Source organism: Streptomyces sp. NPDC111606 (assembly GCF_055656945.1).
In genome coordinates this window covers 1-12,958 of record NZ_JBVKBY010000019.1, presented here as the reverse complement: position 1 = coordinate 12,958, position 12,958 = coordinate 1, and the positions used below count along the sequence as shown (strand labels likewise).

Sequence of the window (12,958 nt, the reverse complement as noted above, 5' to 3'; positions counted from 1 at the left end):
TCTCCTGTGAGGTTGTTCAGTGGTGATGAGGAGGCGAAACCGGCCCGGTCACGTCACAGGCCAGCCCGCTCCCCGAAAAGCCCTACGCCCGGCGGACCGGGTCCTTGAAGTTCTCCTCGAGCCGGTCCGTGAACCACGACGTGATCACATGCGAAGCCCGCGGCGCCCAGTCCAGCTCACCCTGCGACAGCAACTCCTTGCCGAGCTCATCGGCCTGAGTACGCAGCGACGCCTTCGGACGCACGTTCAGGTTGCGCTTCACCCCGGCCGTACCCCGCGCCGCCTTCACCGGCTGCGCCGGCGTGAACCGCCCGGCAATGAACTCCGTCAACGCGTGATCCGCCTCCGCCGACAGGTTCGCACCCGCCGCCGAAGCCGACGCCTTGATCGCATCCCGCAGACCCTCCGGCATCTCGATCGGCAGGTTCGGATTCGCATCCCCCTGCGCCTTCCAGCGCAACCGGTTCACGAACCTCGCACCCTCATCCGTCAGCACGAACTCCACCGCGCCGGCCAACTCCTCCGGCGCACCCGACTTCCGCAGATGCTGGGCAGCCTTCTCAAGGTGGGCAACACGGTCCTGGTCACTCGGCTGCAGCGGCACGAGGCGGGGTCCTCTCGGCGGGCGCCGCCCGTTCCGAGACCGGCCGGGCGGGCGCGTGGGGGCATGTCGCACGCCAGTGTCTCCTATCTGTCATTGCAACGCCATGGTGGTATGGCGGCCGGGGTGACTCCCCGACAACCACAACACTACCCCCGTTCCCATTGCATTGCAATGGTGCACCGTCTATGGTGGAACCACCGCACCACACGAGGGGGACACCACGATGAAGGCCAGCAGCCGCCAGGCCCGCCGCACCATCCGCACCCGGACCCGCAGCCAGCGCGCCACCCGCCACGCGGTGAAGGCCGTCGCCACCGGTGCACCCCAAACCGCACGCACCCACCTCGTATCCGCCGGCATCGACGACCAGACGGCCAAGCGCTACGCCGGAGCCTTCTCCCGGGGAACCACCCCCACCGCAACCGGTCACACTCAGATCAAACTGAAGGGCCGTACCCGGAAGGTGGTCACCACGAAGCTCTACGACCGCGCCGCGTTCGCCGCCCGCCTGTCGGTGTACCGACCGAAGGACCTGACCGCGGCCCGGCTGTTCGAGCAGGCCGCCCACTCTCTTGCCGCGTAGGAGGCCGCATGGACCGCATCTACACCAACCACCGCCACGGCGAGCGACGCATCCACATTGAGATCGACGAGAACGAGATCGCCGACCTCCTTGACGACTTCGACGCCTACCCGCCCGACGCCTTCGAAGCCACGAAACGGCTCATCGACATCCTCCGTGAATCCCACGACCGATTCGGCGGGGACCGTCAGCGCGACGCGCATGAAGCCGAGACCAGCCGAACATGACCACCACCTCCCTGCACCTGGTGCCCGTCCGGTTCCGCGACGCGTCCGCCTACGTGGCCATGTGGCACCGCCACCACCGGCCGCCTGTGGGCTGCAAGTTCTCCATAGGCGTAGCCGACGACGACGGTGTCCTACACGGCGTCGCTATCGTCGGCCGGCCCGTGGCCCGCATGTACGACGACGGACGCACCCTTGAGGTCACCCGCACCGCCACGGACGGCACCGCGAACGCCAACTCCATGCTCTACGCATCTGCATGGCGGGCGGCCAAGGCCCTCGGCTACACGCGACTCATCACGTACACGCAAACCGGAGAGAGCGGCGCCAGCCTCCGGGCATCCGGCTGGCGCGTCATCGCGGAGCGCCCCGCACGACCGGGCTGGGACGTACCGAGTCGGCCCCGCCAATCGCGCGGAGTGGACCACATCCCGCGGACCCTGTGGGAAGCGACAGCCTGAACGACGAAGGCCGCCCACCCACGAGGGTTGACGGCCTGAGACACCGATTGCGTACGGCGATTGTAGATCCGGTTCTCTGTACGCACCAGCCCTTCCACGGAACACACTGGACTCATGGCATCTGAGCAGCAGGAGACGTTGACCGGGCCCGTACCCGGCCAGCGCCGGCGGGTGTGGTGCCGCGGGATCGGCTGCGGGCGGGAACTGACGGACAAAATCTCGCGGCAGCGCCAACTCGGACCCGAATGCGATCCCGAGCCCCGGCACGCCAGCGCACGCTTCGACATCGACCAGGACCCGATACCGGGCCTGTGAACGGGGGACCATGAACGCCCGCACTACGGCCGTCATCACGGCGGCCCTTGCCCTCGCGGTGGCCGGCTGCTCCAGCGACCGCACGTACACGGTGGCCAACCGGTTCCAGGACAACGGCACGGGCAGCGCCGACCTGATCCTGCCGGACGCCACCCGGGATCAGGCCCGCACGGCGATCCGGGACTACGCCCGGGGCATCGACGGTCCGGGCCTGTACTACCTGAAGGTGCTGCGCGCCGAGGGCGCCCAGGCGTACGTGTGCCGGGCCCGCTGGTACCGGGATGCCGCCGCGTTCGCGGCCCACACCGTCGGCCAGGCCGCGCCGAGCCAGTGGCCGCACATCGCGATCGGCTGCCCCTGACGCGCCAGGGGGATGGCGGCTCAGACAAACCCCGGTTTCCGTCATAGCGTTCTCTCACGACCTCGAGAGGGGCCCGGAAGAGCCCGCCTTAGCACCCTCATCTGCACTTTTACCTACCCTCGGCCACGACCACCCAGCCGACCGTGTCGGTACAACGGGTGGTCCAGCGCAGGCCTCGCGCCCGCGACCTCCCCTAGTGGGGGTAGGGTCCGAGGGTAGGTAGAAACTTGATCTCTGGTGTGGGGCGGGCACAATGAGGGGTCATGGACCCCCGCGCCCTCCTCGAAGACTGGTTCGCCTCCGGGACCCTGCGCCCCTACACCATCCACGGCCGCTACCGGCCCGAGGTGACCTCCTGGCTGGACTGGTGCGAGAAGAACGGCGTGCACCCCTACCACGCCGACATCCGCCACGTCGCGAAGTGGTCCGAGGACGACTACCTCAAGCCGCACCTGGACGGCCGGCCCTTCGACGGCCCCGACGCCCTCGCCTACCTCGTGCAGACGGCCCCCGAGGTGTGCGGCTCCCACGACGGGCGCATCACCTCCGTCACCCAGTTCTACGTCGCCGCACACGCCCGCGGCCTGGTCAAGGGCGTGCCGAACCTGCTGGACCTGCGCTCCGGCGTGGACCGCGACCCGGGCGAGCCCCGCAAGCTGTCCCAAGAGGAGCGGGATGCGTTCCTGTCCGCGGTGGGCGGCTGGGGGCCCGAGCAGCGCCGCCACTACCTCCGTGACCGGCTCATCGCCTACCTGCTGCTGGAGGGCCTGCGCCCCGGCGAGGTCGTCCGCCTCGACATGCGGCACCTGTACGAGCAGCCCGACGGCACGTTCGACGTGCGCACCCCCGACGACCACGAGAACGTCGGCCCCAAGCACACCCTGGGCCTGCTCGCCTCCGAAGCCCTGCGCGAGTACCTGCCCGCCCGCATCACCCCCGCGGACGGCGTGCATGCGCTCATCATCGGCCAGGGCGGCAAGCCGATCGTCTCCCGCTACCCCAACATGCTCGTACAGGAGATCGCCGCCCTGCGCGCCGTTCTGGCGCAGCGCCGGCCGCCGGTCACCGCGGACGCGCTCGCCCACACCGGGAAGCGAGAGCGCCCGAAGGACGACTAACCGGCCAGGAAATCAGGACATCTTAGACACCGCCACCGGCGGGCGAGCCCCGTGCGGCTAGCTGAGGTCGTGCTGGCCGATGCTCTCGAGGTCGCAGGCCCAGAGGGCGCGCGCCGCTGCTTCCGCCTCGGCAGGTTCCGGCACGCCGGGGCCCGACACCAGGCCCGCCGCGTAGAGGGTCTCAACAACGGCCTGCGTGACGACCACACCTGGACCGGCCCAGGTGTCGTAGTTCGGGTATGGCTTGCTGGGTAGCTTGCCTGCCGCTCGGGCGAGGACGCGGTCCAGGACCCCGTAGTTTCCGTGCGAGGTCGCCAGGAGGTGACGGATGACGTCTGCGGCGGTCCCCGGTGGCAGGGAGAGTGAGGCGTCGGCCGAGGCGGCCAGGTCCTCGCCGAATACGTCGTCCAGTGCTGTCCGGTCCAGTTGGGCGAGCAGGTCGGCCATCTGCGGAGTGAGCATCTGGTTGCGGGCCATCTCCCGCAGGGCGCGGGTCACGGTGGCGGTCAGCTCGGGTGCCAGGTCGAACGGGGTGTGGGCTGCGGCTGCGGCCACGAGGTGGACCGAAGGGTTCAGCCGGTCGTTGTAGTGCTCCCCGTCGGCGAGCTGCTCCAGCAAGCCCGGGCGGTGCCGGTCGATGAAGCGCAATGCCTCCTCCACTTCGGGCCGGTCGGTGACCCACGCGGCGAAGTCGTCGATGAACAGAGGCAGTTCGGCGCGTTGGGCCAGGGCTGCCCATGGGGCAACCGCGATCAGGCACCACGGGCCCAACGTCACCAGTCGGGTCGCATCCTGAAGGGATGCGCACGAGATGCTGACCGTCCCACCGACTGCGGCCTCGAGGCGTTTGGCCAACCTGTCATCGCGGCCGCATACGGACGACCAGCCAGCCTGCATGCTGTCCCACAGCTTGGCTGACAGCCGCTTGTCGGAGTCCATGACCTTCTGCTTCAGCCGCCACAGGTCGTCATCGAAGGGCTTGGTGCTGCTGGCCTGCGCCTCCTCTACCGTGGCCTGCGCCTGCCAGAGGCCGGGCATGTACTGCCAGACGCTGTCGGGGAACGGAGCGGCCGGTATGTTCCCAGGCGGCAGCGGACCGCCCAGGCTATCCCTGGTCCGGTGGGCGGCGTCTTGCCAGGCGGCGCGGACGCGGGCTGCGGCCTTCTTCTGCTTGGCCTGCGCTAGGACCTTGCGGGCGTCGGCTGTCGCCGTGCCGTTGAGGAGGCGTTCCCCCTCGAGGAGTCGGCGGGTGATCTCCTCGCGCTCGAGACGCAGGAGGATGCTGACTGGGACGTCCCGGTGTACCGGTGCGATGTCGGGTTTCACGCCGGCGGCCCGCAACTCGGTGATCCACGCTGCGACGTTCGGAGCGGGGGAGGTGAGATGGCCCGCCAGGCGTACGGGCAGCGGGCGGGTGGTCTGCCCGATGTAGCGGGTGGAGCCGTCGCGCGGGTCGATCAGGGCGTAAACGGTTCCTGTCGCTGCGGTCGCGCTGGTGGTGGTCATGTGTTCCCCCGTCTCTTGCGTTCTGCCTCATTGATCTGGGCCAGTGGGTTTCTGCTGCTGAAGGCGTCGGCCTCTTCGATGTAGCCGAGCAGGGCCTTGGAGCCGTCGGCCCAGCCGCCGTGTCGGCCGATGTCGACGATGTCTGCGCCCGCCTCCCGGGCGGAGTTGACGAAGCCGCGGCGCAGGGAGTGCGAGCGCCACCGGCCGGGCTGGCCGGCCCGCTCCATGGCCCGCTGCACAATGTCCGAGGCGGCCTCCAGCGTCATGCGGCCGCTCGGGTCGCCGATTGGCTTGCCGTCCCGCTGCATCGGGGGCGCCAGATAGCCCCACCGATCCATCCGGAGGAACAGCGGTCCCTCGGTGTGGCCTTCGTCGGCGAGTGCGCGGATCAGGGCGTAGGTGGCGCGCACCGCACACAGGTGCTCGTCCTCGTCGTAGAACACGTCGACGTCCTGCCACTTCTTCAGCTTCCTCCGGTAGACGTTGACGAGGAAGCCGCGTCCTTGTGGGTCCGGGGTGACGCTCTCGATGTCGCACAGCACCAGTTCGCCGCCGCGGGTGGCGCAGGCGTGCCCGAGCAGCAGGAGCGCGGCATCCCGCTTCCCGGCCAGCGTGGTTCGGTCCAGTTCGCTGACGGCCCGACGCAGCAGTTCGCGCTTGGCCGGGGCAACCCGGTTCGGCCGGGCGGCCGGATCCTTCGCCTCGGACAGCCGCTTGCGGTAACCAGCTACGACCTGGCGGGCGCCCTTGGTCTCCGGCACGGGCTGCTTGCGGTCGCGGTGCACGGTTCGGATGGCGGCGATGATGCCGTCCAGAGTGTTGGGCCCGTACGGGCGGCCGGTCCTCTGTCGCGGGGTGCGGGTCAGGTGGGAGATGTAGGCGGAGACGCTGTCGCCCGCTGCCGGGAGGTACCTGCGGCCTTCTGTTGCACACCACTTCGCGAATTCCTTGAAGTGGCCTTCGTAGGCGGTGCGGGTGGCGTCGGCGATGCCGGCTTTGACGTCTTCCTGTGCTTCGGGAGGAAGCCAGGCGTCGGGGTCGTCGGCGGACCCGGGCACGAGACGTTCGGGTTGTCGGATGGCGGGGAGGTTGTCGTCGACGAGTTCGGCATCGACCACCTTGAGGTCGTGTTCGTCCATGGGTGTGGGTGCTCCCCTGCCTTGATCCGCGAACGCTCTAACGATGGAACATTATCCGGAGCCAGAGGCGTCGTTGCCCTGCTTACGTGCCGCCTCCGGCTCGTCGGGCAACAGTCCGGCTTCACGGAGCATGACGGCCTGATGCCCGGCGAAGGACTTGCCCAGCTCGGACCAGCCGCACAGGCAGGCCTCTATGGTGGCGCGCTGGTGGACAACGAGAACATACTCGGCAGCCTGCACCTTCGATGCGGCCTGGGGAAGAGAGTTCATACCGACAGTCTGGCGTCGCAGCCTGCGACCGTTCCCCGCTGCTGCATGGCATGTGAGCTTATCCCGCATCAGAACGCGGGCCACTCAGCGCGGTTCGGTCGGCGAACACCTTGCGATCATATCCTTACAGTCCTTAAGGTTGCTTCATGGAGAACGCCTACGGCATCGAGGCCGCCCGCGCCAAACTCGGCGAGATCGCCGACCACGTCCGCGACACCGGCCAGATCGTCCGACTGACACGGCACGGTCGCGCCGTGGCCGTCGTCGGGCCCGCCGACGCGGTGAAGCCCGGCGGCGGCGTGGAGGTCACCCTGTACTTCCCGCACACGGAACGACTCTGCGTGCTGCCCGCCCTGCCGCGAACCGGCGAGCAGTTGGTCTGGGTGCTGGACAACGACGACGCCGACGAAGGGACATGGGACGTCACGGAGGTCCAGTGGCACCTGTCCGAGGTAACTGGGGCCACGGTGGGCGTGTCGCTGGAGCCCGCCGACGACCACACCAAGCAGCTGATGGACCGCCAGGAGGCCGAGCGCATCGCGGCCACACGAGCCCGAGCTATCAAGAAGTAAGGACACCGATCATGCCCGCTCTGATGCCAACTCGCCCACAGGCCACCGTGCTACTACATCTACTCACCGGTGGCGCATACCGACTGGAACGAGGCTCCTGGGTGGTCGTCGCCTACGACGGGCAGACCCTCAACGCCAGTACGGTGGACCAGGTCGTCCACAATGGCTGGGCCGTGTATGACGACGATCTACTGCCCAGCATGCAGCGCCTGTTGTACCTGACGGATACAGGCCGAGATGCCTTGGCCGTCACGGTGTAGCAGTGCGGACGTGACGGTGCCCCGGCTGAGGTAAGCAGCCGGGGCACCGTCATGCACGCTACTTCATGCGGACCTGGACCCGGCCGCCCGCCTGGATCTGCTCAGCGAACTGGGTCAGCTCCGGGTCGGTGATGCTGCCACCGCCCGAGTGTTTGGCCCACACTCGCTGGATCTCCGGCTTGATCTCTTCCAGTGACCTGCCCTCGTAGTGGGCCGTGAGCCCGTTCAGGGCCCGGGTCAGGTCGTCCGCCATCTTCCCAACGCCCTGGCTGACTGCCTTCTTGATCGCCCGGTCGTTGAACTTGAACTTGGCCATAGGGCCTCCTCCCCGCAGGGACTACCTGGCGCGTGCGAGCCCCTGCGGCCCACGGCAGTCCGGAACTGCCCCAACGCTACGCCCGAGGGCTGACAACAGGGGGTCAGCGCTTCTGCTGAGCGGCTTCCACAGGGACCCGGCACACGGCGCAGAGGGGGCTGCCGCCGTTGCCGTACCGGTGGGTGGGTTCGTGGCAGCTGACGCACGGGCCCACCAGGGCGGGTGCGCAGGTCGGTGCGGGCGGCTTGGGTCTGTCCGTGGGAAGCATGCCGCCATCGTACGTACGAGCGGACGACACCGCCGGAGCGGGAACCGCCGGCGTCAGCTGGTGGCCGCCCACACGTTGTTTGCGTCGGGTGTGTACCCGGACAGGGTGATCGTCGATGGTAGCGACGTCTGCCCGGCCGCCGACCGGCAGAACCGGTACGCCCCGGCGGCCAGGTTGGCGTTGCCCGGGGTGAAGTTGGCGCCGAGCGTGCTCCCGCAGGCGAACGTCGCCGAGGTGGTCCCGTTGTGCAGGAACGCCGCGTACAGCTTTCCCGCCGGGGCGTCGTACGGGGCGGTCAGGGTCATCGCCTTGTTCCCGGCACTGTTCCACGTGGTCGACATGTCGGCGGTGATCCCGACCCGGTTCCCGGCCGTGTCGTACAGGCCCGCCAGGCACTGACCCGAAGTCAGCCCAGAGCCGGCCGTACCGATCACCGCGTTGACCTTCGTCAGGGTGGCGGGCGCCCGCAGGATGATCTGGACCAGGTAGATGAAGCCGGCCGCGAGGGTGGTGCCGGTGGTGGTGCAGGAGGCTGGGTCGAAGCTCCATCCGGCCAGGCCTTGGTCGGCGGGCGTCCACTCGTTGCCGGGCGCGGCCGGCGTTATCCACGTGCCGGGCGTTCCACTGGCGGTGCACAGCCACCAGGTGCCTGCCGAGTCCTGGACGGTGTCGCCGGTGTCCCAGGTGCCGGTGGTGGGCGGGCCTGCGGTGGCGCGGCGGCCGGTGAGACGGATGTTGGCGAGGCTGTTGCGGGCGCCGAGCGCGGCAACGCCGGTGGTGGGGTCGATAGTGTGGACAGCGCCCCCGTACAGGCCCGTCACGTACTCGCGGCGGCCGGCGTGCTGGGCAGCGTCCGCGTCGAAGGCATACCGGTCGAAGCTGTGCTGGGTCCCGTTGAAGCCTGTGCCCGACCACACGGAGAGGATCAGGTCTTTACCGGTGGCTTCGAGGTCCAGGCCGTCGCCGTCGACGCGGAAGCGGTAGCCCTTCACGAAGTCGGTGACGGTGAGGTTGCCGTTGGCGACCTGCGCGTTCCCGGCGACGTTGAGTGCGGCGAGGAACGCGGTGCCGTTCTCGATTGCGGAGACGCGGGTGAGGCAGTCCTGGACGAACCCGTCGAGGTCGGTGACCGCTTCGTTGGTGACGCCGAGGGCGGTGCTGGTGGCGAACTTGCTGTCGGCCCAGGACCGGTCGCCGTGCGGGTCAGCAGCACCAGTGTGCGCGGTCACCTTGCTGGTGGCGTCGGCGGCCGCGGTGGTGGTGGCTGCTGCTTCGGCGGCGTCGGCCTTGTCCTGCGCGCCGCTGGTCGTCTCGAGGACGGCCGTGTCCGCGATCCCGTGGACGCTGGTGGTGTCTCCGGCGTGCGTGGTGAGGGCGCTGGTGGCGGCGGCCCGGTCGCCGTGCGGGTCGACGGCCGCCGTGTGCCCGGCTATGAGCGTGGCGGCGGTGCCGGAGGGTTCGGCGCCGATCGCGGCGGGGGTGATCGGGTCGGAGCCGATGGAGGCGTGGGAGGCGGCGTGCGCGGTCGGGGTGCGCGCGTTGGTCGTGGAGGCGTCGGTGGAGCGCAGCGCAATGTCCGCTCCTGCCCCGGCGGCGCCGAGTTCGGGCTGCGGGCCTTCGGGGCCCTGCGGTCCGGTCTCCCCCTGCTCTCCCTGCACGCCGGCGGGGCCTTGGGGGCCGGTGTCTCCGGTGTCACCCTTGGGTCCTGCCGGTCCCGTTGCGCCAGCCGGTCCGGTGGGGCCGGTGTCGCCCTGCGGGCCGGGCAGGTAGACGACAGTGCCGCCGCCGGTGATCGTGTCGGACAGGTCGGCGCGGATCTCTCCTGCCCAGTACGGGCCGCCGGTTGCGGGGACGACGACGTAGGTGGTGTTCGGGGTGCCGTCCTTCGCCCGGCCTTCCTGGATCGCCCACAGGGTGTCCCCGGCATCCGACTCGATCAGCGAGTTCGCGGTCAGCGTGACCGTCCAGTCCCCGTCCGACTCGGCGGTGATGGGGACCGGGCGTACGAGTTCGCCGGGCACGCTGGCGACGTAGCCGACCGCGTCTTTGCCGGTGACGTCGACCAACGTGGCCTTCATCTCCACGCGCTGCGCATTGGCCGCGCCGATCAGCTTTCCGGTCACCGTGGTCATCGCTGCTGCTCTCTTCTCGCTACGACCCGGTTACGGGCTTTCGGACGGGGTGGGGGTGGGCACGTTGGCGCAGATCTTGTCCGCGGCGGTGCGGACGTCGGCGGGTACGTCGCGGGTGGAGTCATCCCGCAGAACGGCCCACAGGGCGCACGTGAGCTGCTGGGTGTCGGTGCGCTGCGCGGATCCGGTGGTCTGCCCGGAGCGCAGGGTGGTCAGCCGCTCCTGGGCTTGGAGGGACTGCCACACCAGGAGGCTGGCGAGGATCAGCACAAGGACCACCACGACGGCGATGACAGGGGTGCTGTCATGGCGGGAGCGTCTGAGTGATACGGGTGCGGCCACAGCGGTCTCCTTTCACAAAGCGGGGGTTCAGGTGCCGGGCAAGCGCAGCAGGCTGGCGAGGAGCCCGGTGTCCGATGGGGAGGGCGATGCGGATGCTGGAGGGCTGCCACTTGGGCTGGGGGTGGTGGTGGCGCCTTGGCGGCGGCATACGAGGTTGTCGCCGTCGTTCGGGTCGGGCTGGAGGGTGTAGCCGTCCGGGCAGGTCTGCCCGTCCTCGCCGTCCTGGCCGTCAGCGCCGTCCTGCCCGTCCTGGCCGTTGGTTCCGTTCTGGCCGGGAGCTCCGGGCTCACCAGGCTGGCCCGGTACACCAGCGGGGCCGGTCGGTCCCGGCGAACCAGGGACCCCCGGAACGCCTGCAGGGCCGGTGGGGCCAGGAGAACCGGCCGGCCCGGGAGAACCGGTACTGCCCGGCTTGCCCTGCTCCCCTGGCTGGCCTTGCTCGCCGGGGGATCCGGTGGCGTCCTGTCCGGGCTCGCCCCGCGGTCCGGTGACCGGTGTGCCACCGAGATCCCGCACCTGCTGCGCTAAGGCGTCCCGCGCCCGCTGTGCGTTGTGCAGAGATTCGGAAAGGTCCCGCATCGTCACGACGATCCAACCAAGTACCAGCAGAAGCAGCGTGGCCCCGCAGACCCAGACGGCATCGGATCGCCTTCTGCGTCTGCGGGATGCTGCCGGGCTTTCCCTCACGTCAGTTCGACCCCTTACTGGCCAGGTACACCTGCAGCAGCAGGAGCAATAGGGGGACTACGAGAGCGGTCAGGACGAGCCGTTTGTCGCCTGCCCGCCGCGTTTCCATTTCGCGCTGTTCCTGTTGACGCCGCTCTGCCTCGCGGGCTCGATCTCCCTCAATGGAGTTCACGCGAGTCTCAAGCGCTTGATGCCGGTCGTCTTGTGCCTGCTGCTGGAGTGCCAGCAGGCTTGCGTCGACCTTGGTGTCCAGGCGGGCCGTGATGGCGCGCATGTCCTCTTTCAGGTCGTCGAACCCGGCGTCGAGGCGACGAGCCAGCTCACCGTTGGTCGGCTCGTCGCTCATGGCGGCTCCTAAGTTCAGGACTCCGCAGCGGTCGCAGTCCGCTGCGCGGTGACGGAGGGTGTGATGCCGGCGTGCATCAGACCGCGGTCGGGGTCTTCTCGAGCGGGCTGGACTTCTCGATCCGCAGCGCCTGCACCGGGGCGGTGACCTCGCGGCGCAGGAACACGGCGACGGCACCTTCAACGACGAGCATCCACAGGGCCTGCTGCTCGGCGGTCATGTCCAGTCCGAAGCCCAGGAACAGCGCCAGGCAGGCCTGGGCCAGGTTGATGATGGCGGCCGCCGCGGCGCCAGTGCGCAACACGATCGCTTCGACCAGGGCGACGACGCCGGACAGGACGGCCATGATGACGGCCTGCTGCTCCGCCGACACGTCCAGGCCGTAGGCCGAGGCCAGCTTGAGGGCCACAGCGACGAAGCCCAGGATGTAGACGGGCTCTCGCCCGATTATTCGGAGCATGATCTATGCCTTTCTACGTACTCGATGGCCTTCTTGAGGACCTCGATGTTGTCGAAGCTGTGACCAAGTAGGGAATTGCAGTGCATGCACAGAAGTTCCCGCACCTGCCCTGTCGAGTGATCGTGGTCCACGTACAGAGACTCGTCCGGCTTGACACCGCATATGGCGCATAGGCCACGCTGCTGTGTCTTCATGTCTTCGACTTCGGACAGCTTGATTCCGTACAAGCGCTGGTATCGAAGGTCCTGATAGCGCGCGCGAATCTCAGGTTTGGCGTTCCTCTTCTTCGCATCTCCGGATCGGCAATCCTTGCACCGAGATTCATAGGAATGCTCCCGGTTGGGCCGTCTGTGAAAGGAAGAGAGGTCCTTGACCTCCTGACACAACTTGCACCGCTTGCGGTTGGCGTCGTGGAGCGTCTCGCACTCCGTGCAGGAACGATGCGCGGGAAGGTAGTTCCCGATTGGCAGGTTCCGGCGACAGGTCCGACACATCTTGACCCCGGAATTGTCGCGCTTCCTAGCATTGCTGACGATGGAGTTGCACTTCTTCGAACAACGCTTCTGCCAAGCAGTGTTGGGGGCGAAAGGAGAGCCGCATACGTCACACGTTTTCATGTCGGCAATTCTACCGACGATTTCCATGGCATTCTGCCGAATATGCCCATCCGGCAGGCGCCCTGAGTAAGCCTCAGGGCGCCCTCTCCGGATTTGCGTGTCCACGGATATCTCCTTAATGAATGGGTGGTGAGGGGTGGTCAGGCGACGACGTCGAAGCCGTACTTGTCGCCGAGTCGTTCGAGGGAAGCGCGGCCGGGGATGCCGTCGGCGGCCTTGCCTCGGTAGTTGCCGCCGGCCTTGGAGCGCTGCCAGGCGGCGTACGCGTTGACGGTGGCGGAGCCGAAGTGGCCGTCCAGGAGCGGCTTCTTGAGCAGTCCGGCATCCACCAATGCGGCCTCAACAGGCTTTACGCCGGTGTAGGTGCAGGGGGTGCC

At 68.6% G+C, this 12,958-nt stretch carries 19 protein-coding genes and 1 pseudogene; 8 read left to right on the top strand and 12 right to left on the bottom strand.

All coding sequences use genetic code 11. The features are described from left to right. Positions 1-82: 82 nt before the first annotated feature. Positions 83-604: a hypothetical protein gene (locus ACZ7M7_RS41810; protein ID WP_472126557.1), complete on the bottom strand. Its 522-nt coding sequence runs from the start codon at positions 602-604 to the stop codon at positions 83-85. A gap of 223 nt (positions 605-827) precedes the next feature. On the opposite strand from ACZ7M7_RS41810, the gene ACZ7M7_RS41805 reads away from it, so the two are divergent. The 6 genes from ACZ7M7_RS41805 to ACZ7M7_RS41780 all read left to right on the top strand — a co-directional run bounded on the left by ACZ7M7_RS41805 (position 828) and on the right by ACZ7M7_RS41780 (position 3,666). Next, on the top strand, positions 828-1,187 hold the full coding sequence (locus ACZ7M7_RS41805; RefSeq protein WP_472126554.1) for a hypothetical protein: 360 nt from the start codon (positions 828-830) through the stop codon (positions 1,185-1,187). An 8-nt stretch (positions 1,188-1,195) separates the two neighbouring features. Further along, positions 1,196-1,414, top strand: coding sequence for a hypothetical protein (locus ACZ7M7_RS41800; protein ID WP_472126551.1), 219 nt, complete (start codon positions 1,196-1,198; stop codon positions 1,412-1,414). Then, entirely contained in the window at positions 1,411-1,872 is a 462-nt protein-coding gene (locus ACZ7M7_RS41795) for an XF1762 family protein (protein WP_472126548.1), read from the top strand. Before ACZ7M7_RS41800 ends, ACZ7M7_RS41795 begins: the two co-directional genes overlap by 4 nt. Before the next feature lie 114 nt (positions 1,873-1,986). After that, positions 1,987-2,187, top strand: coding sequence for a DUF6011 domain-containing protein (locus ACZ7M7_RS41790; protein ID WP_472126545.1), 201 nt, complete (start codon positions 1,987-1,989; stop codon positions 2,185-2,187). A gap of 10 nt (positions 2,188-2,197) precedes the next feature. Next, positions 2,198-2,548: a hypothetical protein gene (locus ACZ7M7_RS41785; protein ID WP_472126542.1), complete on the top strand. Its 351-nt coding sequence runs from the start codon at positions 2,198-2,200 to the stop codon at positions 2,546-2,548. A gap of 263 nt (positions 2,549-2,811) precedes the next feature. Then, positions 2,812-3,666, top strand: a complete 855-nt coding sequence (locus ACZ7M7_RS41780) for a hypothetical protein (RefSeq protein ID WP_472126539.1) — start codon at positions 2,812-2,814, stop codon at positions 3,664-3,666. A gap of 57 nt (positions 3,667-3,723) precedes the next feature. On the opposite strand, the gene ACZ7M7_RS41775 is transcribed toward ACZ7M7_RS41780, so the two are convergent. The 3 genes from ACZ7M7_RS41775 to ACZ7M7_RS41765 are packed head-to-tail and all read right to left on the bottom strand — an operon-like array spanning position 3,724 to position 6,581. Further along, positions 3,724-5,172 carry a GIY-YIG nuclease family protein gene (locus ACZ7M7_RS41775; RefSeq protein WP_472126537.1) on the bottom strand — a complete coding sequence of 483 codons (1,449 nt, stop codon included), beginning with the start codon at positions 5,170-5,172 and terminating at the stop codon, positions 3,724-3,726. Next, complete coding sequence (locus ACZ7M7_RS41770; protein WP_472126534.1) at positions 5,169-6,311, bottom strand: site-specific integrase; 1,143 nt, start codon at positions 6,309-6,311, stop codon at positions 5,169-5,171. Before ACZ7M7_RS41770 ends, ACZ7M7_RS41775 begins: the two co-directional genes overlap by 4 nt. Before the next feature lie 51 nt (positions 6,312-6,362). Continuing rightward, on the bottom strand, positions 6,363-6,581 hold the full coding sequence (locus ACZ7M7_RS41765; protein ID WP_472126531.1) for a hypothetical protein: 219 nt from the start codon (positions 6,579-6,581) through the stop codon (positions 6,363-6,365). Positions 6,582-6,727: 146 nt separating this feature from the next. Between ACZ7M7_RS41765 and ACZ7M7_RS41760 the strand changes: the two genes are divergently transcribed. Next, positions 6,728-7,153 carry a type II toxin-antitoxin system Phd/YefM family antitoxin gene (locus ACZ7M7_RS41760; protein ID WP_472126528.1) on the top strand — a complete coding sequence of 142 codons (426 nt, stop codon included), beginning with the start codon at positions 6,728-6,730 and terminating at the stop codon, positions 7,151-7,153. A gap of 11 nt (positions 7,154-7,164) precedes the next feature. Further along, a complete protein-coding gene (locus ACZ7M7_RS41755) occupies positions 7,165-7,413 on the top strand; it encodes a hypothetical protein (protein WP_472126526.1) in 249 nt (82 codons plus the stop codon). Positions 7,414-7,471: 58 nt separating this feature from the next. On the opposite strand, the gene ACZ7M7_RS41750 is transcribed toward ACZ7M7_RS41755, so the two are convergent. From ACZ7M7_RS41750 to ACZ7M7_RS41715, 8 genes and pseudogenes are all read right to left on the bottom strand, one after another. After that, positions 7,472-7,729: a hypothetical protein gene (locus tag ACZ7M7_RS41750; protein WP_472126524.1), complete on the bottom strand. Its 258-nt coding sequence runs from the start codon at positions 7,727-7,729 to the stop codon at positions 7,472-7,474. Positions 7,730-7,832: 103 nt separating this feature from the next. Then, positions 7,833-7,997 (bottom strand): hypothetical protein, encoded by a 165-nt coding sequence (locus ACZ7M7_RS41745; RefSeq protein WP_472126522.1) that lies wholly within the window; start codon positions 7,995-7,997, stop codon positions 7,833-7,835. A gap of 53 nt (positions 7,998-8,050) precedes the next feature. Further along, complete coding sequence (locus tag ACZ7M7_RS41740; protein ID WP_472126519.1) at positions 8,051-10,129, bottom strand: hypothetical protein; 2,079 nt, start codon at positions 10,127-10,129, stop codon at positions 8,051-8,053. Positions 10,130-10,159: 30 nt separating this feature from the next. Continuing rightward, entirely contained in the window at positions 10,160-10,471 is a 312-nt protein-coding gene (locus ACZ7M7_RS41735) for a hypothetical protein (protein ID WP_472126517.1), read from the bottom strand. A gap of 688 nt (positions 10,472-11,159) precedes the next feature. Beyond that, positions 11,160-11,504: a hypothetical protein gene (locus ACZ7M7_RS41730; protein ID WP_472126514.1), complete on the bottom strand. Its 345-nt coding sequence runs from the start codon at positions 11,502-11,504 to the stop codon at positions 11,160-11,162. Positions 11,505-11,580: 76 nt separating this feature from the next. After that, complete coding sequence (locus ACZ7M7_RS41725) at positions 11,581-11,964, bottom strand: hypothetical protein (protein ID WP_472126511.1); 384 nt, start codon at positions 11,962-11,964, stop codon at positions 11,581-11,583. Beyond that, positions 11,952-12,458: an endonuclease VII domain-containing protein gene (locus ACZ7M7_RS41720; protein WP_472126833.1), complete on the bottom strand. Its 507-nt coding sequence runs from the start codon at positions 12,456-12,458 to the stop codon at positions 11,952-11,954. Before ACZ7M7_RS41720 ends, ACZ7M7_RS41725 begins: the two co-directional genes overlap by 13 nt. 263 nt (positions 12,459-12,721) lie before the next feature. Further along, positions 12,722-12,958 (bottom strand): annotated as a pseudogene (locus tag ACZ7M7_RS41715) (N-acetylmuramoyl-L-alanine amidase); the annotation flags it as partial.